The 21,317-nt window shown below is 64.6% G+C and carries 19 protein-coding genes and 1 tRNA gene; 12 read left to right on the top strand and 8 right to left on the bottom strand.

Features of this window, described 5'->3' with window-relative positions; all coding sequences use genetic code 11:
* Nucleotides 1-32: 32 nt before the first annotated feature.
* From X756_RS152740 to X756_RS152750, 3 genes are all read left to right on the top strand, one after another.
* Nucleotides 33-2,405 (top strand): aldehyde dehydrogenase family protein, encoded by a 2,373-nt coding sequence (locus tag X756_RS152740; protein WP_023729745.1) that lies wholly within the window; start codon nucleotides 33-35, stop codon nucleotides 2,403-2,405.
* Between the two features lie 290 nt (nucleotides 2,406-2,695).
* A complete protein-coding gene (locus tag X756_RS152745) occupies nucleotides 2,696-3,427 on the top strand; it encodes an SDR family oxidoreductase (protein ID WP_023729744.1) in 732 nt (243 codons plus the stop codon).
* A 146-nt stretch (nucleotides 3,428-3,573) separates the two neighbouring features.
* A complete protein-coding gene (locus X756_RS152750) occupies nucleotides 3,574-4,419 on the top strand; it encodes a fumarylacetoacetate hydrolase family protein (RefSeq protein WP_023729743.1) in 846 nt (281 codons plus the stop codon).
* An 81-nt stretch (nucleotides 4,420-4,500) separates the two neighbouring features.
* Here X756_RS152750 and X756_RS152755 read toward each other — a convergent pair whose 3' ends face one another.
* Complete coding sequence (locus tag X756_RS152755) at nucleotides 4,501-5,520, bottom strand: LLM class flavin-dependent oxidoreductase (protein ID WP_023729742.1); 1,020 nt, start codon at nucleotides 5,518-5,520, stop codon at nucleotides 4,501-4,503.
* Nucleotides 5,521-5,860: 340 nt separating this feature from the next.
* Here X756_RS152755 and msuE point away from each other — a divergent pair, with 340 nt between their 5' ends.
* Genes msuE through X756_RS152780 form a run of 5 tightly spaced genes read left to right on the top strand, consistent with a single transcriptional unit; the run spans nucleotide 5,861 to nucleotide 10,551 of the window.
* The gene (gene msuE / locus X756_RS152760; RefSeq protein WP_023683545.1) at nucleotides 5,861-6,418 is read left to right on the top strand and encodes an FMN reductase; all 558 of its coding nucleotides are present in this window, start codon (nucleotides 5,861-5,863) and stop codon (nucleotides 6,416-6,418) included.
* Between the two features lie 55 nt (nucleotides 6,419-6,473).
* A complete protein-coding gene (locus X756_RS152765; protein WP_023700424.1) occupies nucleotides 6,474-7,850 on the top strand; it encodes an LLM class flavin-dependent oxidoreductase in 1,377 nt (458 codons plus the stop codon).
* A 24-nt stretch (nucleotides 7,851-7,874) separates the two neighbouring features.
* A complete protein-coding gene (locus X756_RS152770; protein WP_023683543.1) occupies nucleotides 7,875-8,723 on the top strand; it encodes an ABC transporter permease in 849 nt (282 codons plus the stop codon).
* A gap of 40 nt (nucleotides 8,724-8,763) precedes the next feature.
* Entirely contained in the window at nucleotides 8,764-9,762 is a 999-nt protein-coding gene (locus X756_RS152775; RefSeq protein ID WP_023671310.1) for an ABC transporter substrate-binding protein, read from the top strand.
* A 24-nt stretch (nucleotides 9,763-9,786) separates the two neighbouring features.
* Complete coding sequence (locus X756_RS152780) at nucleotides 9,787-10,551, top strand: ABC transporter ATP-binding protein (RefSeq protein WP_023729741.1); 765 nt, start codon at nucleotides 9,787-9,789, stop codon at nucleotides 10,549-10,551.
* 48 nt (nucleotides 10,552-10,599) lie between these two features.
* Here the strand turns inward: X756_RS152780 and X756_RS0134205 are convergent, their stop codons facing one another.
* The 3 genes from X756_RS0134205 to X756_RS152790 form a co-directional block, all read right to left on the bottom strand.
* Complete coding sequence (locus X756_RS0134205; protein ID WP_245259937.1) at nucleotides 10,600-10,935, bottom strand: hypothetical protein; 336 nt, start codon at nucleotides 10,933-10,935, stop codon at nucleotides 10,600-10,602.
* A gap of 147 nt (nucleotides 10,936-11,082) precedes the next feature.
* A tRNA-Ala gene (locus X756_RS152785) sits at nucleotides 11,083-11,158 on the bottom strand.
* A 173-nt stretch (nucleotides 11,159-11,331) separates the two neighbouring features.
* Nucleotides 11,332-11,724: a TIGR02300 family protein gene (locus X756_RS152790; protein WP_023671313.1), complete on the bottom strand. Its 393-nt coding sequence runs from the start codon at nucleotides 11,722-11,724 to the stop codon at nucleotides 11,332-11,334.
* A gap of 206 nt (nucleotides 11,725-11,930) precedes the next feature.
* Between X756_RS152790 and aroA the strand changes: the two genes are divergently transcribed.
* The 4 genes from aroA (at nucleotide 11,931) to X756_RS152810 (ending at nucleotide 17,145) form a co-directional block, all read left to right on the top strand.
* Nucleotides 11,931-13,289: a 3-phosphoshikimate 1-carboxyvinyltransferase gene (gene aroA, locus X756_RS152795; RefSeq protein WP_023671314.1), complete on the top strand. Its 1,359-nt coding sequence runs from the start codon at nucleotides 11,931-11,933 to the stop codon at nucleotides 13,287-13,289.
* 240 nt (nucleotides 13,290-13,529) lie between these two features.
* Nucleotides 13,530-14,174 carry a (d)CMP kinase gene (cmk, locus tag X756_RS152800; RefSeq protein ID WP_023671315.1) on the top strand — a complete coding sequence of 215 codons (645 nt, stop codon included), beginning with the start codon at nucleotides 13,530-13,532 and terminating at the stop codon, nucleotides 14,172-14,174.
* Nucleotides 14,175-14,378: 204 nt separating this feature from the next.
* The gene (gene rpsA / locus X756_RS152805; RefSeq protein ID WP_023671316.1) at nucleotides 14,379-16,076 is read left to right on the top strand and encodes a 30S ribosomal protein S1; all 1,698 of its coding nucleotides are present in this window, start codon (nucleotides 14,379-14,381) and stop codon (nucleotides 16,074-16,076) included.
* A gap of 247 nt (nucleotides 16,077-16,323) precedes the next feature.
* Complete coding sequence (locus X756_RS152810) at nucleotides 16,324-17,145, top strand: MOSC domain-containing protein (RefSeq protein WP_023695921.1); 822 nt, start codon at nucleotides 16,324-16,326, stop codon at nucleotides 17,143-17,145.
* 137 nt (nucleotides 17,146-17,282) lie between these two features.
* On the opposite strand, the gene X756_RS152815 is transcribed toward X756_RS152810, so the two are convergent.
* From X756_RS152815 to X756_RS152825, 4 genes are all read right to left on the bottom strand, one after another.
* Nucleotides 17,283-17,990: an SDR family NAD(P)-dependent oxidoreductase gene (locus X756_RS152815; protein ID WP_023695922.1), complete on the bottom strand. Its 708-nt coding sequence runs from the start codon at nucleotides 17,988-17,990 to the stop codon at nucleotides 17,283-17,285.
* Nucleotides 17,991-18,177: 187 nt separating this feature from the next.
* Nucleotides 18,178-19,758, bottom strand: coding sequence for a 5-guanidino-2-oxopentanoate decarboxylase (locus tag X756_RS152820; RefSeq protein WP_023729740.1), 1,581 nt, complete (start codon nucleotides 19,756-19,758; stop codon nucleotides 18,178-18,180).
* Nucleotides 19,755-20,423, bottom strand: coding sequence for a TetR family transcriptional regulator C-terminal domain-containing protein (locus tag X756_RS0134200; protein WP_031238391.1), 669 nt, complete (start codon nucleotides 20,421-20,423; stop codon nucleotides 19,755-19,757). Before X756_RS0134200 ends, X756_RS152820 begins: the two co-directional genes overlap by 4 nt.
* Entirely contained in the window at nucleotides 20,393-21,265 is an 873-nt protein-coding gene (locus tag X756_RS152825) for a dimethylarginine dimethylaminohydrolase family protein (protein WP_023729739.1), read from the bottom strand. Before X756_RS152825 ends, X756_RS0134200 begins: the two co-directional genes overlap by 31 nt.
* Nucleotides 21,266-21,317: the final 52 nt, after the last annotated feature.

Below are 21,317 nucleotides of genomic sequence, written 5' to 3'. Positions count from 1 at the left end.
GCGCCTGCCAAGACGATTATCTGGAGCGCGTCATGAACATTCTCGAACGCTATCACGCCATGGAATACGGCCCGGCGCCGGAAGCCCGCACCGAGGCCGATGCCTGGCTTGCCGGACGCGATTTCGGCAAGGCGCTGTTCATCGATGGCGGCTGGAAGGCGGCCGCCAGCGGCAAGACTTTCGAGACCAGCGAACCCTCCTCCGGCAAGCTGCTGGCCAAGATCTCCGATGCCGGCGCCGCCGATATCGACGCAGCCGTCGCCGCAGCCACCAAGGCCTTACCGAAATGGTCGGCATCCTCGGGCTACCAGCGCGCAAAAGTGCTTTACGCCATTGGCCGCGCGATGCAGCGTCATCAGCGCCTGTTCGCAGTGCTTGAGTCAATCGACAACGGCAAGCCGATCCGCGAAAGCCGCGACATCGACGTGCCGCTGGCCATCCGCCATTTCATCCATCATGCCGGCTGGGCACAGGCGCTGGACAAGGATTTCCCAGGCCACAAGGGTGTCGGCGTCGTCGGCCAGATCATCCCATGGAATTTCCCGCTGCTGATGCTGGCATGGAAGATTGCGCCGGCGCTCGCCGCCGGCTGCACGGTGGTGCTGAAGCCGGCCGAGTTCACGCCGCTCACCGCCATCCTGTTTGCCGAGATCTGCGAGCGTGCCGGCGTGCCCAAGGGCGTCGTCAACATCGTCCAGGGCGGGCCGGAAGCGGGCGTCGCCATCGTCAACCATCCCGGCATCCAGAAGATCGCCTTCACCGGCTCTTCGGAGGTCGGCAAGATCATCAGGAAAGCCACGGCTGGATCGGGCAAGAAGCTGTCATTGGAGCTTGGCGGCAAATCGGCCTTCATCGTCTTCGAGGACGCCGATCTCGACAGCGCCGTCGAAGGACTGGTCGACGGCATCTGGTTCAACCAGGGCCAGGTCTGCTGCGCCGGGTCACGGCTTCTGGTGCAGGAAGGCATTGCCGATGCCTTGATCGCCAAGGTCAAGGTCAGGATGAGCCGGCTTCGCGTCGGCAGCCCGCTCGACAAGAACACCGATGTCGGCCCGCTGGTCGACGCCACGCAGCTCGACCGCGTCAAGGGTCTGGTCGCCGAAGGCGCCAGGCAGGGCGCCGTCTGCTGGCAGCCCGATGCGGTGCTGCCGTCTTCCGGCTACTACCACCTGCCGACGCTCGCCACCGGTGTTTCGCCGGCAAACATACTGGCGCAGGAAGAGGTGTTCGGTCCGGTTCTGGCCACCATGACCTTCCGCAACACCGAGGAAGCGATCGAGCTTGCCAACAACACGCGCTATGGGCTGGCCGCCTCGGTGTGGAGCGAAAACATCAACCTCGCGCTGCATGTCGCTCCGCAATTGAAGGCCGGCGTCGTCTGGGTGAACGGCACCAACATGTTCGACGCCGCCTGCGGCTTCGGCGGCTATCGCGAAAGCGGCTTTGGCCGCGAGGGCGGGCGCGAGGGCATGTTCGAATATCTCTCGGCAAAACTGCCGCTCGGCCCGGTGATCAAGCCGACGGCGTCTTCGGCGCAGCCCGTCGAGCAATCGGATGGCGGCGCCATCGACCGCACGGCCAAGCTGTTCATTGGCGGCAAGCAGGTGCGTCCCGATGGAAATTACTCGGTTTATGTCGCCACTGCCAGGGGCAAGCTGGCCGGCGAAGTCGGTCTCGGCAGCCGCAAGGACATCCGCGACGCCGTTGCCGCCGCCCGCGCCTGCAAAGCGTGGCCGGAGGCGACCGCCTACAATCGCTCCCAGGTGCTATATTATCTCGCCGAAAATCTGTCCGGCCGTGCCGGCGAGTTTAGCGCACGCTTGACCGAACTGACCGGCGCCAACGCCAAGGCCGCGCGGGAGGAAGTGGAACAATCGATCGAGCGCCTGTTCCTCTATGCCGGCCTTGCCGACAAGTATGAGGGCAGGGTGCATCAGCCACCGGCCCGCGCCGTCACGCTCGCTTTGCACGAGCCGGTCGGCGTCGTCGGCATCGTCGCCCCGGACAGCGCGCCGCTGCTCGGCTTGATCTCCCTGATCGCACCTGCGCTTGCCATGGGCAACACGGTAGTGGCCGTGCCGTCGGAAAAATACCCGCTGCTTGCCACCGATCTCTACCAGGTGATCGAATATTCCGACGTTCCGGCAGGCGCCATCAACATCGTCACCGGCAGCACGGCGGAGCTTGCCGGCGTGCTGGCCAAGCATGACGATGTCGACGGGCTCTGGCTGTTTGCCGATGCCGACACTTGCGCCAAGGCGGAGGCCGATTCCGTCGGCAATCTCAAGCGCGTCTGGACCGGCAACGGCAGCAGCCTCGACTGGGCGTCCGACGAGGCCGCCGGCGATGCCCTGCTGCGCCGCGCCGTCGAAGTGAAGAACGTCTGGGTGCCATACGGCGACTAATGCCGCCTGAAGCGCGCTGTGCTTGAGTGAACCATGGCAGCGTGACTCGTTGTCCGGTTGTCATACATGTTGTTGCATCAGAGCAAGCGATGTGCATTACATCAGCCGTCGCGAAGGTGATCGCGTTCGGGCTTGACGCTTGGACATGTGTTCTTTAACCAGAAAAAACATTTGTTATGGACTGATGGATTGTGCAGGGCCGCATAGTCGCGCCTGTCTGGCACGGGACGCCCCAGTCAGCCGGCAGTAAATCGGGCCGAGCAGTGGCCAAAGAGGGCGAGGAGAAACGCATGGCGGATCTAGCAGGCAAGGTCGTTGTCGTCACCGCGGCGGCACAAGGCATCGGCAGAGCGAGCGCATTGGCCTTCGCCAAGGCAGGTGCCATCGTGCACGCCACCGACATCAACGAGGCGCTGCTGGCCGAACTCGCCAAGACCTCCGGCATCAAGACCCGCAAGCTCGACGTTCTCAACGACGATGCGGTGGCATCCGGCTTCGCCGAAATCGGCCGCGTCGACGTGCTGTTCAACTGCGCCGGCTTCGTCCATTCCGGGTCCATCCTCGAGATGAAGGACGCCGATCTCGATTTCGCCTTCAACCTCAATGTCCGCGCCATGATCCGCACCATTCGGGCCGCACTGCCCGGCATGCTGGAGCGCGGCGATGGCACGATCATCAACATGTCGTCCGTCGCCGGCGCCGGCAAGGGTGTGCCCAACCGCTTCGCCTACGGCGTCACCAAGGCGGCCGTGATCGGTCTCACCAAGGCGATTGCCGCGGACTATGTCGCCAAGGGCATTCGCTGCAACGCCATCTGCCCCGGCACCGTCGAGAGCCCGTCGCTACAGGACCGCATGCATGCGCAGGGCGATTACGAGGCGGCCCGCGCAGCCTTCATTGCCCGCCAGCCGATGGGCCGTCTCGGCACGCCCGAGGAAATCGCCGACCTTGCCGTCTACCTCGCCGGCGCCACGTACACCTCAGGCCAAGCCTATAATATCGACGGCGGCTGGTCGATCTGAGCATAGTCTCGATACGCAGGTTCCGGGTCGACCAGTCCTAAAGTCCGGCTTGCCCCAGGTCGGATCCGTTAGCCAGAGTCGGCCAGTCCTCGTCGCTTTGGCAGAGTGAGTTGAAAACGGCCTTGGGCCGCAATTTGGAGAGCAAGATGAAACTGCTGCGCTATGGCGAGATAGGGAGCGAACGCCCCGGCCTGCTCGATGCGGATGGAACGATCCGCGATCTTTCGGGTCATGTCACCGACATTGCCGGCAAGGCGCTCGATCCGGCGTCGCTCGAGACATTGTCGAAGCTCGATCCGAACTCGCTGCCGGCGGTTTCCGGCAAGCCGCGCCTCGGCGCCTGCGTCGCAGGCACGGGCAAGTTCATCTGCATCGGCCTGAATTATTCCGACCATGCCGCCGAAACCGGCGCCACCGTGCCGCCGGAGCCGATCATCTTCATGAAGGCGAGCTCGGCCATTGTCGGCCCCGACGATGATGTGCTGATCCCGCGCGGTTCGGAAAAGACCGACTGGGAGGTTGAACTCGCCGTGGTCATCGGCAGAAAAGCCAAATATGTCAGCGAGGCCGATGCGCTGGATTATGTCGCCGGCTATGCCGTTGCCCATGACGTGTCCGAGCGAGCCTTCCAGGCCGAGCGCCAGGGCCAGTGGACCAAGGGCAAGAGCTGCGACACGTTCGGTCCGACCGGGCCGTGGCTTGTCACCAAGGACGAGGTTGCCGATCCGCAGAACCTCAAAATGTGGCTGACGGTCAACGGCAAGACGATGCAGAACGGCTCGACCAGGACCATGGTCTACGGCGTCGCCTATCTCGTTTCCTATCTCAGCCAGTTCATGTCGCTGCATCCTGGCGACATCATCTCCACCGGCACCCCGCCCGGCGTCGGTCTCGGCATGAAGCCGCCGGTGTTCCTGAAGCCCGGCGATGTGGTGGAACTGGGCATCGAGGGGCTCGGCCAGCAGAAGCAGACCTTCAAGGCGGATGCCTAGCCGCCTCGTCCCTTAGAGCGTTTCGACGTTTGCCGGCGAAACGGTCTATCTCTTTGTTTGCCGGGCGGCTGGCGCCTCTTGTCAGCGCCAGCCCAGAGCCGGCGCGACGTGCTTCAGGATCGCCTCGATGACGTGGGCGTTGTACTCGACGCCAAGCTGGTTGGGGACGGTCAGAAGCAGCGTGTCGGCCTCGGCGATCGCTTCGTCCTCTTTCAGCTGATCGATCAGCACATCGGGCTCCGCGGCATAGGAGCGGCCGAAGACGGCAAGCTTCTCAGGCTCGATATAGCCGAAATGATCTTCGCTGCTGCCGCCGCCGAAATAGGCGCGGTCGCGGTCGTTCACCAGCGCAAAGATGCTGCGGCTGACCGACACGCGCGGCTCGCGTGTGTGGCCGGCCGCCTTCCACGCCGCGCGATAGGCGCGGATCTGTTCGGCCTGCTGGATGTGGAGCGGCTGGCCGCCCTCATCGAACTTCAGCGTCGAACTTTGCAGGTTCATGCCGAGCTTGCCCGCCCATTCGGCGGTGGCGTTGGTAGCGGCGCCCCACCAGATCCGATCGCGCAGGCCGGCCGAGAACGGCTCGAGCCGCAGCATTCCCGGAGGATTGGGGAACATCGGCCGCGGATTGGGTTGCGCGAAACCTTCGCCGCGCAGCACGTCCAGAAACACCTCGGCATGGTTGCGCGCCATGTCGGCATCGCTTTTGCCGTCCTGCGGCACGTAGCCGAAGTAGCGCCAGCCGTCGATCACCTGCTCCGGCGAACCGCGGCTGATGCCAAGCTGCAGCCGGCCACCGGCGATCAGGTCGGCAGCACCCGCATCCTCGGCCATATACAGCGGATTCTCATAGCGCATGTCGATGACGGCGGTGCCGATCTCGATGCGGCTGGTGCGGGCGCCGACCGCGGCCAGAAGCGGAAACGGCGAAGCGAGCTGGCGGGCAAAATGATGGACGCGGAAATAGGCGCCGTCCGCGCCCAGCTCCTCGGCGGCGACGGCCATGTCGATCGACTGCAGCAGCGCGTCGGACGCCGAGCGCGTCTGCGATTGCGACGAGGGCGACCAATGGCCGAAGGAAAGAAAGCCGATCTTTTTCATGCGCGCATCCTGTTCTTTGATTCCAGTTGCCTACTTCGTCGCCCACGCGATCGGGTTCAATCGACACTCACACAACGCAGTGTCAATGCCGCCGGCCCTTGACGGTTTCGCAACGATACCCATCGGTGCGCAAAGGACCAAGGCCATGGTCCCCGGCGATGCCTTGCGCGACCGCGTCAGCATCTGCCGCGGCGCTTTTGGGGCCAAATGAACCAACCAAAGGCGATGTACCGCAAACTCCATTCGTTTCAGAGCCCGGTTTTGAAATCTTCTCGCTCATTTAATTCTACAAAATCTGTAGGCTTAATGCGGATAGTGCGTCTGCGAGAAGGAGCCTCGGATGTCAAAAAAGTTGGTGGTGGGGTTGTCCGGCAACCTGACCCGTCCGTCCAAGACGAAGGCATTCGTCAGCCACATCGCCGGTGAGGTGGCGAGCCGGGCCGGCTCGGCTTTGAGCGTTTTCGACATCGAGGATCTCGGCCCGTCCTTTGCGCCTGCAAGACAGCTTGGCGATCTCGATCCGGCGGCGCGGGGTATTATCGAGCAGCTGCTCGGCGCCGACGTGCTGGTGGTCGGCTCCCCGACCTTCAAGGGCAGCTACACCGGGCTGTTCAAGCACTTCTTCGACCTGCTCGACCCGTCGTCGCTGCGCGGCAAGCCGATCATCCTGGCGGCAACGGGCGGCGGCGAGCGTCATTCGCTTGTCGTCGAACACCAGTTGCGGCCGTTGTTCGGCTTCTTCGAGGCGCAGACCCTGCCGACCGCGATCTACGCCTCGGACAAGGACTTTGCAGATGGCGTGCTGGTGTCAGAGGCAGTCAAGGCGCGAGCCCGGCAGGCGGTCGCCGAGGCATGCCGGGTGGCCGGCGTGCCCTACAGCGTCGTCCTTGCCGCCTGAAACCACGATCCGCGACGCAATATTCCATCCCGCATAGACCAGAAGGACGCCTGCAATGACTCGAGCCAGCAAGTCCGATAGCAGGCCGCGGCAGATCAAGCTCGGCGCTTTCCTGCCCGGCGGCGGGCAGCATATCGCCGCCTGGCGTCATCCCGATGCGCCGGCCGACGGCGCCACCAATTTCGAGTTCCACAAGAAGCTGGCGCTGACCGCCGAGCGCGGCCTGTTCGACGCCTATTTCCTGGCCGACAACCTGACCGTCGGCCTCGGCGCCCGCGAGGGCGGCAACGCCAAGATCGCCGGCTTCGAGCCGGTGACGCTGTTTGCGGCGCTGGCGCCGCTGACGACGCATCTCGGCTTCATCGCAACGGCGTCCACCACTTATGAGGAGCCTTACACGCTGGCGCGCAAATTCGCTTCGCTCGACCTGTTGTCGAACGGCCGCGCCGGCTGGAACGTGGTGACCTCGGCCGGCGACGAAACGGCACGCAATTTCAACCGCGACGTCCAGCCCAGCCATGCCGAGCGCTATGCCAGGGCGCATGAGCATGTCGAGACGGTCAAGGCGCTGTGGGACAGCTGGGAGGATGACGCCTTCATCCGCGACAAGCAGTCGGGCCGTTTCTACGACAAGGACAGATTGCACGACATCGACCACAAGGGCGAGCATTTCAGCGTCAAGGGTCCGCTCAACGTGCCGCGCCCGGTGCAGGGGCATCCGGTTGTCGTACAAGCCGGGCAGTCGGAAGACGGACGCGGGCTTGCCGCGCACTCGGCCGAGGTCATCTTCACCGCCCATCAGAAGCTCGAGACGGCGCAGGAATTCTACCGAGACATCAAGGCGCGCGTGGCTGAAGTCGGCCGCGATCCCGACCAGGTGCTGATCATGCCGGGCGTCGCGCCCTTCGTCGGCCGCACCGAGGACGAGGCCCGCGCCAAATACCAACAGCTCAACGACCTTATCCTGCCCGAGGACGGTGTTGCGCTCCTCAACGGTCTTGCCGGCCAGACGCTCGACATCAGGGGCTATCCGCTCGACGGCCCGTTGCCGCCGAGCAAGGAAACCGAAGGCATGAAGAGCCGCCAGGCGCTGATCCGGCAGATTGCCGACGAGCACAATTTCAGCATCCGCCAGCTTTACCAATGGGTAGCGACGGCGCGCGGCCACTACACCATCGTCGGCAGCGTCACGCAGGTCGCCGATCAGCTGGAGGAATGGTTCACCAGCGAGGCGGCCGACGGCTTCAACATCCTGCCGCCCTGGCTGCCCGGCGCGCTCGACGATTTCGTCGACCTGGTCATTCCCGAGCTGCAGCGGCGCGGCCTGTTCCGCACGGCTTACGAAGGCCGCACGCTGCGCGAGAATCTCGGCCTCAGGCGCCCGGAAAATCCATGGACCGTCGCCCGCTCGACCGTCCTTGCCGCCGAATGACCTTGGCATCGAAGGGGTGAAGCAATGACGTTGCAGCACATCGATCGGCAAATCACGGTTCGCCGCAGTGGTGGCGAAACCGGGCTCGGCACCGACTTTCTGCGCCTCGGCGGCCGGGCTGCTGTTCGCTTCCTGAAGCGCTACGGCGTGCTTGCCGGCTTCCTGGCGCTCTGGCAGGTGGCGAGCAGCGTCGGATGGGTCAACGCGGCGGTGCTGCCGCCGATCGACATGATCGTCGAAGCGCTCTGGAAGGGGCTTGCCGGCGGCAGCCTGCTCGGCGACATCGCCATCAGCCTGCAGCGCGCCGGCATCGCCTTTGCCGCAGCCGTGGCCGTCGCCATTCCGCTCGGCCTGTTCATGGGCCAGGTGCGCCCGGTCGAAACCGCGCTCGATCCGATCCTGCAGGTGTTCCGGCAGACCTCTGCACTGGCGCTCTACCCGGTGTTCATCCTGCTCTTGGGACTTGGCGAGACCTCGAAGATCTTCGTCATCTTCTGGGCGACGCTGTTTCCGCTGCTGCTCAATACCACCAGCGGCGTCAAGGAAGTCGATCCCAAGCTGCTTGAAATGGCGCGCGTCTATGGTGCGAGCCGGCTCACCGTGTTTCGCCGCGTCGTACTGCCGGGCGCCGTGCCGTCGATCTTCGTCGGCTTGCGGCTGAGCGCCACCACGGCGCTGCTGCTGCTGATCGCGTCCGAGATGATAGGTGCCAACAAGGGCATCGGCTTCCAGGTGATGAACGCGCAGTACAATTTCCAGATCCCGCTGATGTTTGCGGCAATCGTCATCCTCGCCGGGCTTGGCCTGATCGCCAACCAGGCATTGGTCACCCTGCAGCGGCGGCTCTGTCGCTGGAGCAATCCTGTCAACTGAGCAGTCCGCCCCTCACCGTTTACCTCACAAGGACCCGATCATGAAAATCACCCGCCGTTCGCTGCTTGCCGGCGCGCCGCTTGCCGCCGGCCTCATCGCCGCCGGCCTGCCGCGCCTGGCCTTTGCGCAAGCCGCAGCCGTCAAGTTCCGCTACCTCGCCAGCCGTGGCAGCATCTCCCCGCACGAGCTGGCCGACGAGCTCGGCTACTTCAAAGGGCTCGGCGTCGAGCTGGAGAATGTCGGCTATTCCTCGGGTGGACCGGAATCGCTGTTTGCGCTGTCTTCCGGCAGCGTCGACATCGGCTCGGCCGCCACCGCAGCGGTGATCAACTCGATCTCGGGCGGCAACGACTTCGTCGCGGCGTATCCGAGCAACGGCATCAACAAGGATGTGAAGAGCGTCTTCTACGTGCTGGAAGACAGCCCGATCAAATCGATCGCCGACATTGCCGGCAAGACCATCTCGGTCAATACGCTCGGCGCTCATCTCGACTATACGGTGCGTGAGGCCCTGCACAGCGTCGGCCTGCCGCCGACCGCCGCCAACCTCATTGTCGTGCCCGGCCCGCAGCTTGAGCAGACGCTGCGCTCGCGCCAGGTCGACATTGCCGGCCTCGGCTACTGGCAGGCGACCTTTGCCGGCGCGCTGGTCGCCAATGGCGGCGTGCGCGGCGTGTTCGACGACACGCAGGTGCTCGGCGAACTCGCCGGCGGCTTCGTCGTACTCAGGCGCGACTTCATTGCCGCCAACCCGGATGCGGCGCGCAACTTCGTCGAACAGTCGGCGCGCGCCTCGGACTGGTCGCGCCAGAACCCGGACGAAGCCCGCAAGGTGCTGGCCACTATCCTCGACAAGCGCGGTGAAAACGGCGATCTCGCCCGCTACTGGACCGGCTTTGGTCTGCGCGAAGGTGCGCAGGCGACCGACCGCGACATCGACTTCTGGGTCGCCGTGCTGGAGCGCGACGGCCGTCTGGCCAAGGGCAAGCTGAAAGCCGCCGACATTCTGTACCGGCCCGGCGAAACCAAGATCAACTGAGCTTTGAAATAGCTGAGAGACAAGATGACCGGTTCCAACCGCGGCGGGGAGGTCTCGATCCGCGACCTGTCCAAATCCTTCAGCCTCGGCGGGCGCCAGCTTGCCGTGCTGCGGACGCTCAACCTCGACATTCGTTCGGGGGAATGCCTGGTCATTGTCGGCGCCAGCGGCTCCGGCAAGACCACGCTGCTGCGTATTCTGGCCGGGCTGGAGGCGGCCGACAGCGGCGGTGTCGCGATCGACGGCCAGCCGGTGCATGGCGTCGGCGCCGAGCGTGCCGTGATCTTCCAGGAGCCGCGGCTGCTGCCGTGGCTGAGCGTGCTCGGCAATGTCGCGTTCGGCCTCGAAGTGCGTGGCGTTCCCAAGAGACAAGCCGAGGAACGCGCCCGCTTCTACGTCGCACTGGTCGGCCTTGCTGAATTCGCCGATGCTTTTCCGAGCCAGCTTTCCGGCGGCATGGCGCAGCGCGTCGGCATCGCCCGGGCGCTCACCGTGCAGCCCGAGATCCTTCTGCTCGACGAGCCGCTGGGGGCGCTGGACGCCATGACCAAGATAGGCATGCAGGAGGAACTGGCGCGCATCTGGAGCGAGGAGAACGTCACCATGGTGATGGTCACCCACGATCTGGAGGAGGCGATCTATCTTGCCGACCGGGTGCTGATCCTGCCCAAGGAGAAAGGCGGCGCGGCGCGGTTGATCGACATCGACCTGCCACGCCCGCGCGAGCGCAGCGAGAGCCGCTTCGTGCGCTATCGCGAAGAACTGCTGCGCGAATTCGGCCTGCGCTGATCGGGGAAGGGGCCAGCCGTGGCTCCCCCGGAAGATTAGCTCTCGCGATTATTGCTTGGTGAACGTGCCCGTATAGGTTCGGTCGGCAAGCCCATAGGTGACGGCCAGCGTTCCGTCCGCCTGAATGACCGCGCTGACGTCCGCGCCATTGGGAAGGCGCCGCAGTTTCAACGTGTTGCCGAAAATCTTGCCTTCGCCATCGGCCACGCCCGGTTTGTTGTCGGCGACATCGCCCCAGGCATAGGTGGCGGTGACATTGCCGCCGCGCGTAATCGTCAGCACGGCGAGCTTGCCGTCATACATCCCGTCCAGCTGTCCGCCCCATATGCCGGAAAACGCGACATATTTGGCCGGGACGCCTTCGCCGGGCGGCATAACCCGCACGGATGGATCGAGGACCGCCGCACCATCAGGAGCAGAGATCGCGGCAGGCTCCATGGGCTGAGGTGCGGGCGGCGATGATGGTTCAGGCGCCGACTGGCAGGCGACAAGCATGAATGCCGCGAAACCGAGCGTCGGAAAGAGACTGTTTGGTGGAGCCAATCGGGATCGAACCGACGACCTCTTGAATGCCATTCAAGCGCTCTCCCAACTGAGCTATGGCCCCACTCCGGCAGTCAGCCGTCGCCGTTGCCGGCGAGAGGTCCGGCGCGGGTTTCAGGACCGCGCCGTTTAGTGCAGGCGGCTTCTAACCCCGCCTTCCCTGAAGATCAAGCCTTCGAGGGCCGCTTTTTCGTCATAGCCCGTGAACGCCGCTAAATGCATGCGTTCGAAGCGTTCTTAGACTTCGTCGTCGTCGTCGCCGACGCCGATCATGTCGGCGACGTCGTCGTCTTCTTCCTCTTCGTCGGCAAGGAAAGTATCGTCCTCATCGTCGCCTAGATCGACATCGTCCTCGTCGTCGCCCAGGTCGGGAAGCTCGTCGCCGGCCTTGACGTCTTCGTCGGCCTCTTCAAGCGAGACGACTTCAACGCCTTCTTCTTCCTCGGCGTCCACTTCCTTCTCGGCCACTTCCTCTTCCTCTTCGAGGGCGGCGATCTTGCCGTCCTCGAAATAGGAACGCGGATACGTCTTGCCCGTATAGGGCGAGACGACAGGGTCCTTGTTCAGGTCGTAGAATTTTCGGCCCGTTTCAGGGTCGACACGCTTTGTGCCAAGTTCGTTTTTTGCCACGTCAAGCCTCGTCAGTAAAAGAGTGGTCCCCTTAACCACAGTTTACCGCGCTGTCAAAGCGAAAAGCCGGCGTCACAAAACCAAGCACTGAAAGGCCTCGCGCCAAGCGACGACCATGGGGATGACCATTCGTGCCCGCCGTGATACGAGACCGCCGCAACAAATGAAAAGCGCCGGTGCGCCGGCATTCCGTCCAGGGAAATTCCATGTCTCACGCCGCCGCTGCCAAGCCGGCCACCGCCCGCAAATCATCCGCCCTTTCCGGCACCGCTCGCGTGCCGGGCGACAAGTCGATTTCGCACCGTTCCATGATGTTCGGCGGCCTTGCCTCCGGCGAAACCCGCGTCACCGGCCTGCTCGAAGGCGAGGATGTGATGCGCACGGCGGCCGCCATGAAGGCGATGGGCGCGCATATCGAGAAGCGCGGCGCCGAGTGGGTGATCCGCGGCACCGGCAATGGCGCGCTGCTGCAGCCGGAAGGCCCGCTCGATTTCGGCAATGCCGGTACCGGCTCCCGCCTCACAATGGGCCTCGTCGGCACTTACGACATGGAAACGACCTTCATCGGCGACGCATCGCTGTCGGGACGGCCGATGGGCCGCGTGCTCGAACCCTTGCGCCAGATGGGCGTGCAGGTGCTGAAGGCGACGCCGGGCGACCGCATGCCGATCACGCTGCATGGGCCGAAACACGCCGCACCCATTACCTACCGCGTGCCGATGGCCTCGGCGCAGGTGAAGTCGGCCGTGCTGCTGGCAGGCCTCAACACGCCCGGCATCACCACCGTGATCGAACCGGTGATGACGCGCGATCATACCGAAAAGATGCTTAGGGGATTTGGCGCCAATCTCTCGGTCGAGACCGACGAGCGCGGCGTGCGCCACATCTTCATCGAGGGCCAGGGCAAATTGACGGGGCAGACCATCGCCGTGCCCGGCGACCCCTCCTCGGCCGGCTTCCCGCTGGTCGCGGCACTGATCGTGCCGGGTTCGGACATCGTCATCGAGAACGTGCTGATGAACCCCACCCGCACCGGCCTGCTTCTAACGTTGCAGGAAATGGGCGGCCAGATCGACATCTTGAACCCGCGCAATGCCGGCGGCGAGGATGTTGCCGATCTGCGCGTGCGCTACTCCGAGCTCAAGGGCGTCACCGTGCCGCCCGAGCGGGCGCCGTCTATGATCGACGAATATCCGGTGCTGGCGGTTGCCGCGAGCTTCGCCGAGGGCGAGACGTTGATGCAGGGGCTGGAAGAGCTGCGGGTGAAGGAATCCGACCGACTGGCAGCGGTTGCCAATGGGCTGAAGCTCAACGGCGTCGACTGCGCCGAAGGCGAAGCTTCGCTCGCGGTGCGCGGAAAGCCCGGCGGCAAGGGGCTGGGCGGCCATCCCAATGGCCAGGACACGACGGTGCAGACGCATCTCGACCATCGTATCGCCATGAGCTTCCTGGTAATGGGGCTGGCAACGGAAAAGCCGGTGACCATCGACGACGCCGCCATGATCGCGACGAGTTTCCCGGAGTTCATGGGTCTGATGACGGGGCTCGGTGCGGAGATCGGGTAGGTTGATGCCAAGCGCAAAGCAAGCAGAGATGTCGGCGGGACAGCGCCCCCCTCTGTCCTGCCGGACATCTCCCCCTCAAGGGGGGAGATCGGCCGTCACAGCGGCTTTCGCCAGTTTTCGAAATTGCAGGAAAGAGTGGGGCGCAGAAGCTTCTGATCTCCCCTCTGGAGGGGGAGATGTCCGGCAGGACAGAGGGGGGCGCGAAGGATCGCGGCGTCTGTCTTTCGTGTTGGCCCGCCAATGACCTTCACCATCGCCATCGACGGTCCCGCCGGCGCCGGCAAAGGCACGCTGGCCCGACGGCTGGCCGACCACTACCGCCTCAACCTGCTCGACACCGGCCTCACCTACCGCGCCGTCGCCTATGCGTTGATCCGGCACGCGCTGCCACTCGACAATGTCTCAGCAGCCGAAACCGCCGCACGCCAGGTCGATCTGGCAAAGCTCGACCGTGCGGTGCTGTCGGCGCATGCGGTTGGCGAGGCGGCCTCGAAGGTCGCGATTTACCCTACCGTCCGGCGCATCCTGGTCGAAAAGCAGCGCGATTTCGCCAGGACACCGCCAGGCGCGGTGCTCGACGGGCGCGACATCGGCACGGTTGTGTGCCCTGACGCCGACATAAAGCTCTATGTGACGGCGAGCGCCGAAGTGCGGGCGCAGCGCCGGCTGGCCGAGATCGAAAGCATCGGCGGCACCGCCGATTTCGCCGAAATTCTTGCCGATATTGTGCGCCGCGACGAGCGCGACATGGGCCGCGCCGACTCGCCGCTGAAGCCGGCGGCGGACGCGCACTTGCTTGATACCTCCGAAATGGCTATAGAGGCCGCGTTTCTGGCGGCCAAAGCGATCATCGACGACGCCCTGGCCAAGAGAGACAAAGCCTGATCCAGGGTTTTCCCGCTCCACCGATTGCCGGAAGCGAAGAAAATACCCATATCGGGCACGAACCAGCCTGCCAGCATTCTTCATGCGCCGGAATTGCCGCTTAGGCGGCCCAGGGCTTTTGTAGCCCGGAACGCCGGCAGGCCAACGCAACGCTAACCCACGGCGCCCGTCCCGCTTCAGATGCGGGGCACTCCAGGAGAAAATATGTCAGCTGCAAATCCCACTCGCGACGATTTCGCGAGCCTGCTCGAAGAATCATTTACCACCGGTCACTCCGGCGAAGGTCAGGTCGTCAAGGGCACGATCCTGGCGATCGAAAAAGACATGGCCATCATCGATGTCGGCCTCAAGGTCGAAGGCCGCGTGCCGCTGAAGGAATTCGGCGTCAAGGGCAAGGACTCGACGCTCAAGGTCGGCGACACGGTCGAGGTCATGGTCGAGCGCATCGAAAACGCGCTGGGCGAAGCCGTCCTGTCGCGCGACAAGGCCCGCCGCGAAGAGAGCTGGGTCAAGCTCGAAGAGAAGTTCACCAAGGGTGAGCGCGTCGAAGGCGTCATCTTCAACCAGGTCAAGGGCGGCTTCACCGTCGACCTCGACGGCGCCGTGGCCTTCCTGCCGCGCAGCCAGGTCGATATCCGCCCGATCCGCGATGTCTCTCCGCTGATGCACAACCCGCAGCCCTTCGAGATCCTCAAGATGGATCGCCGCCGCGGCAACATCGTGGTGTCGCGCCGCACCGTGCTCGAGGAAAGCCGCGCCGAACAGCGTTCGGAAATCGTGCAGAACCTCGAAGAAGGCCAGGTTGTCGAAGGCGTCGTCAAGAACATCACCGATTACGGTGCGTTCGTCGACCTCGGCGGCATCGATGGCCTGCTGCATGTCACCGACATGGCATGGCGCCGCGTCAACCACCCGACCGAGATCCTCAACATCGGTCAGACGGTCAAGGTGCAGATCATCCGCATCAACCAGGAAACCCACCGCATCTCGCTCGGCATGAAGCAGCTCGAGAGCGATCCGTGGTCCGAGATCGGCACCAAGTTCCCGATCGGCAAGAAGATCAAGGGTACCGTCACCAACATCACCGACTACGGCGCGTTCGTCGAGCTGGAGCCGGGCATCGAAGGCCTCATCCACGTTTCGGAAATGTCGTGGACCAAGAAGAACGTGCACCCCGGCAAGATCCTGTCGACGACGCAGGAAGTCGACGTGGTCGTGCTCGAGGTCGATCCGGCCAAGCGCCGCATCTCGCTCGGCCTCAAGCAGACGCTCGAGAATCCGTGGCAGGCTTTTGCCGCGAGCCATCCGGTCGGCAGCCAGGTCGAGGGCGAGGTCAAGAACAAGACCGAGTTCGGCCTGTTCATAGGCCTCGAAGGCGACGTGGACGGCATGGTGCACCTCTCGGACCTCGACTGGACCCGTCCGGGCGAGCAGGTCATCGAAGAGTACAATCGCGGCGACATGGTCAAGGCGCAGGTGCTCGACGTCGACATCGACAAGGAGCGCATCTCGCTCGGCATCAAGCAGCTGGCCAAGGATACGGTCGGCGAAGCGGCGACTTCAGGCGAACTGCGCAAGAACGCGGTCGTCACCTGCGAAGTCACCGGCATCAAGGATGGCGGCCTGGAAGTGCGGCTGGTCGACAGCGGCATAGAGACCTTCATCAAGCGCAACGACCTCAGCCGTGACCGTGACGAGCAGCGCCCCGAGCGCTTCTCGGTCGGCCAGAAGCTGGACGCCCGCGTCATCGCCTTCGACAAGAAGACCCGCAAGCTGCAGGTCTCGATCAAGGCGCTGGAAATCGCCGAAGAGAAGGAAGCCGTCGCACAGTACGGCTCTACCGACTCCGGCGCTTCGCTGGGCGACATCCTTGGCGCCGCGCTGAAGAAGCAGGGCAGCTAAGCCGCTTTGCGCGCAGCGCGTAAGCCGCTTCGCGCAAGCGTAAGCCTCGGCTGCGCCTCGCGCGCAGCCTGAACAAGAAAACCCGCGGGCCGCAAGGCTCGCGGGTTTTTCATGCTCGGCTGCGCGATTGGCACTAGACTAAGACTGTGCAACCCCTTCAATTCCACACGCGCGGTTGTAGGCTCGGCCGTCGTTGCAGACGTAAACACGGAAGTCCGGCCCTTCGGGCAACGGAGAAGCATGCGGGATGAAGGTCGTCGAACTCTATCGCTATCCGGTCAAGAGCCTGCGCGGCCATGCCGTGCCGAGCGCCGAGATCGAGACAATGGGCATGGAAGGCGACCGCCGCTGGATGGTCGTCGACAAGGATGGGCAGTTCCTCACCATTCGCCAGATACCCGATATGACGACGATCGACGTCGAGCATCGCGGAACGGGCATCCTGTTGAAACATGACAGGCATGGCTCGCACTTCGTCGAGGCACCGGCTCCCGGCACCGCGCTCCGGCAAGTCAAGATCTGGAAGGATATGGTTGCCGCGCGGCCGGGCGATCCGGCCGCCGGTGCATATCTCTCGGCTATTCTTGGCCGGCCCGTCGATCTCGTCTATTTCGACGATCCGCGAAACCGGCCGGTCGATGCGGAATTCGGCCAGCCTGGCGATTACGTCGGCTTTGCCGACGGTTTTCCGCTGCTGATCGCCACGACGGGCTCGCTGAACCATCTGAACAGCCATCTTGCCAGGCCCATCGAGATGGCGCGGTTCCGGCCAAACATCGTCGTCGACGCAGAAGGCGCATGGCCTGAAGACAGCTGGAAGACGATCCGCATCGGCACGGTGGAGTTGCGGATCGCAAAGCCCTGCTCGCGCTGCGTCATCACCACCCGAGATCCGTTGAGCGGCGAGCAGCCGGACCCGCGCGAGCCGTTGCAGACGCTTGGCAAAATCCACCGCTCCGCCAAGGGCGGCATCATCTTCGGCCAGAATGCCATTCCCAACAACGCCGGCACGATCGCCATCGGCGACGCAGTCGAGGTCGTGGAGGCAGGCGTCTCGAACCTGACGTAGTCGCAGGTCTTCTAATGCCGTGGAGGCGTCGGCGGTCGCCATGATTGAATGGCCAACCTCCGCTGTAGATCAGGCGAGGTCGGCAAAGGCCGCCATCGGGAAGCCAAACCAAATGAGCCGCTCTGCGCGGCGGAACTTCAGGCGCGGCCGTAAAGCGGCGCCAGCGTGCCGTTCATCGCCAGATTGGCCGGTGATGCCAGATAGGCGATTGCCTCGGCGGCGGCTTCGAGGCTGACCCATTTGCCGAAATCGGCGTCCGGCATGTCGGCGCGGTTGGCCGGCGTATCGAGCGTCGAGGGCGCCACCGCGTTGACCAGTATGCCTTTGTGCTTCAGCTCTTCCGCCATCGCCACGGTCATCGCTGCCACCGCCGCTTTGCTGGCGGCATAGGCGACCATGCCGGCACCCCGGCGCGGGTCGAGCCCGGCGCGTGCCGTGACATTGACGATGCGGCCCGCTGTGTTCGAGCCCAGCATGGAGCGCACCGCAGCGCGGCAGCACAGAAAGGCGGTGCGGGCGTTGGTGTCCATCATTTCGGCAAAGGATGCGGATTCGATCTTCTCGACCGGGGCTGCGGCAAAGCCGCCGGCCAGATGGATGGAGGCCCACAATTCGGGGACGCTGTCATAGAAGGCATCGACCTTGGCAGGATCGGCGAGATCGACATTGTGCGCCAGCCGGACGCGATCATGGGCCGCGAAGGGGAAATGCGAGGGGGCCGACGCGTGGGCATTCGGCACATGGCATATCGCGCCGTCCCCCAGCAATTTGCCGACGACCGCGGCACCCAGCGCCCCGGTGCCACCGGTCACCACGATATGCTTGCCCTGAACTGTTTCCGTCATCCTGGACGCTCCTGTCGTTTCTTATGATTATGTCGCTTGTCGTGCCGCGCCGACGCAGAGCGTCGCGCCTTTTGCACGATCACTCAACCGACATCTCGACATGGCAGTTGTTGCGTCTTTGCATCGCTCGAAGTCGCCGACCGCCCCCTTCTGACCCGCGCATTGACGTAAAGCGCGCGGTCAAGCGTCAGTCGATGGTGATTTCGACGACGTGAGGCATGCCCGTTGCGCGTGCGCGTTTGAGCGCATCGGCGAGACCGGCAGTACCGGCAAGCCGTTCGGCTGATATGCCGTAGGCCTCGGCCAGCTTGCAGAAATCCGGCGGCGCCGGCGACACGCCGAGCGGCTCGACGCCGACATCGAGCATCGACGTTTCGATCTCGCGATAGCCTCTGTTGTTCCAGACGACGAAGATGACCGGTGCGGGTGCATCGAGCGCCGCGCCCAGCTCCGGCAAGGTGAACTGGAAGCCGCCGTCGCCGGTGAGGCAGACCACCGGCACGCCGGGCATGGCAAGGGCTGCGCCGATCGCCGCCGGTGGTCCGTAGCCGAGCGCGCCGAAACCGGTGGCGGCGTTGAACCAGCCGCCTGGCCGGTCATGGTCGTAATAGAGATTGGCGGCGTAGATCGGCTGGGTGGAATCGCCGACGATGATGGCGCCCGGCAGTGCGTCGCGGATGGTTTCCACCGCACGCACCTGCGCGGCATAGGCCGGGCTGAGCTCGGCAAAGGCCGCCTTTCTCGACGCGGCTGCGCGGCTCTCGCCGTCCTTCGCTGCGGCATGATCAGGGTGGAGCGCGCCTAGCAGTGCGCCAAGCGCCTCCGCGCAATCGGCCTGGATGCCGACGCTCACCGGGCGGCGGGCGAGCTGGTCGGCGCCGATATCGATGCGGATCAGATTGGCGGGCAGCACGAAGCCGCCGTCGCTGTAACCGTCATAGTCGGTCGGGCCGAATTCGGTGCCGGCGGCGATGACCAGATCGGCGTCTGCCATCAGCGCACGCACCGCCTTCAGGCTGGGGCTGGCCGGCACGCAAAGCGGATGTGCATGCAGCAGACCGCGCGCATTGGCGGTCTGGGCGACAGGCGCGCCGAGCCGCTCGGCCAAAAGCTGCAATGGCTGTTCGGCGCGCTTGGCGCCGCCACCGGCAAGGATCAGCGGCCGGCGCGCGGCTGCGATCAGCCTGGCTGCCTCGGCAATGGCCGCGCCATCCGGCGCCCGCGGCGCTGCATTGGTGAGCGAAGCAGCGATGCCGTCGGCCGGTTTGACCATGACGTCGGTCGGGATCTCGATATGGACGGGGCCCGGCCGCGACGACGAAAACAGCGCGAAGGCCCGCGCCAAAGCGCCAGGCAATTCGCTGGCCTCGGTGACACGCTGCGAAAACAGCGCCACCTTCTCCATCATGCCGCGCTGGTCCGGCAGTTCGTGCAGGAAGCCCAGCCCCTTTCCCAGCGTCGGCATCGCGTTGACGCCCGAAATCACCAGCATCGGCACCGAATCGGCGCGCGCCTGGCCCATTGCGGTGATGGTGTTGGTCAGCCCCGGTCCGGTGATGACAAAGGCAACGCCCGGCCGGCCGCTGGCACGGGCATAGCCGTCGGCCATGAAGCCGGCGCCCTGTTCGTGACGCGGCGTGACATGGCGTATCTTTGAACGCGCCAGCCCGCGGTAAAGCTCGACAGTGTGGACGCCAGGAATGCCGAAAACGGTGTCGACGCCATGCGCTTCGAGCAGCGTGATCAGCGCTTCGCCGATGGTGGTCATAGCTTCTCTCCCTTTTGCGGCGCCAGGCCGAGCTCGGCCTCTATGGCTTTGACGCCGATCGCCGCCAATTCGCCAGGCGAGAACATCTCTGCGGCCAGACAGCCTTCGATCCAGAGCCCGTCGATGATCGCGTTGATGGCAATGGCATGGCGGCGCAGTTCATTTGCGTTTGGCCTGCGCTGCTCGGCGCCGAGCACTTCGGCAACGACTGCTTCCACCTCGTTGCGAAAGCCAAGATAGCCTTCGCGGTGGGCGCGAGCCAGGCTCGGATCCGCGCCGGCGCGGCCGATGAAGGTTGCCCAGAGCGAAAACACGCGTGCATCGATGATCGGGGCGTTGAGGTTGGCGGTAACGAAGGCCGCAAGGCGCTGGCGCGGCGCGGCGTCTTCCATGAGCAATGCTGCCTTCGCCTGCTCGGTCATACGGCCCATCAGCGCCGCGTACGCTTCCTGCAGCAAGTCTTCCTTGCCGGGGAAATAGTGCCGGATCAGCCCCGCGGTGACGCCGGCGCGCAGTGCGATGGTGCGCAGGCTGGCGCCCTCCAGCCCATGTTCGGCCACGCTGTCCAGGGTCGCGTCGATCAAATCCTGCCGCCGCCGCTCCTCGCCCTCGCGGCGGAACTTGCGGCGCTCATTCATTGCCGCAGGATGGGCCGCGTCAGGCATGTCGGCCCACCTTCGCAGGCGATGCAGAGGGCATCCGCCTCGAAGATTTGAACCGTGCAGCCGGCGGCTTCCATCGCGGCCTTGGTCTTGGGAAAGCCGGCGACGGCAATGACTTTATGCGGGCTGGTCGGCAGCACGTTCAGGCTGAGGCCGTTGGACGCGGCAAACTCTTCGGCGTCGCCTCCCACCAGCCGGATGCCGCGCGCCTTCAGCAACTGATAGAACGGCGCCGGCAAAAGCGGTGAATAGACCAGGGCCAGGTCGTCGGCCAGCGGGCTGATCACCGACATCAGATGCAGGCACGCCTCCTCGCCCTGCCACAGCGGCAGATCGAAGCCGTAGACGGAAATGCCGAGCGGCGTCAGCAGGTTGGAAACCTGCTGTATGCCTTCCTGGTTGGAGCGCACCCCGCGCCCGATCACCAGCGTGCTGGCATCCAGCCATACGCAATCGCCGCCTTCGACCTGGCCGGGAGCCTGGACGCGGCCGAGGATGGGAATACCCAGGCGTGTGTAGGTTTCCTCATGCAGCGATGGCTCCCTGGCGCGCAGTGGCTTGCCCATGGACAGGATCAGCGCGCCGCGATCGGTCATCAGTGACGGATCGTGGGTGAATACGGAATCCGACAGCCCGTCGGCATTGTCATCGATCCATTCGATTTCGGCGCCGGAAGCCGTCACCAGTTCAGCAAGAGCCGCGTGCTGCGCCGCCGCTTTCACCGCATCGAAACCCGGGCCATAGTGCCAGGTAGCCCGGTCGGCGCCGCGCATGGCATTGGCCGCCGACCGCATCAGCACGCGCCGCAACGGCGCCGCCATGGACTGTGATCCGAAAGCGCTCATCGGTGCCCTTTTCAATGCCGTGTTCAGGGTGAAAAAAATGGAAGAAATTTCA

This window comes from Mesorhizobium sp. LNJC405B00 (assembly GCF_000502615.1).
Lineage (GTDB): Bacteria > Pseudomonadota > Alphaproteobacteria > Rhizobiales > Rhizobiaceae > Mesorhizobium.
This window is presented reverse-complemented; position numbering and strand designations above follow the sequence as displayed.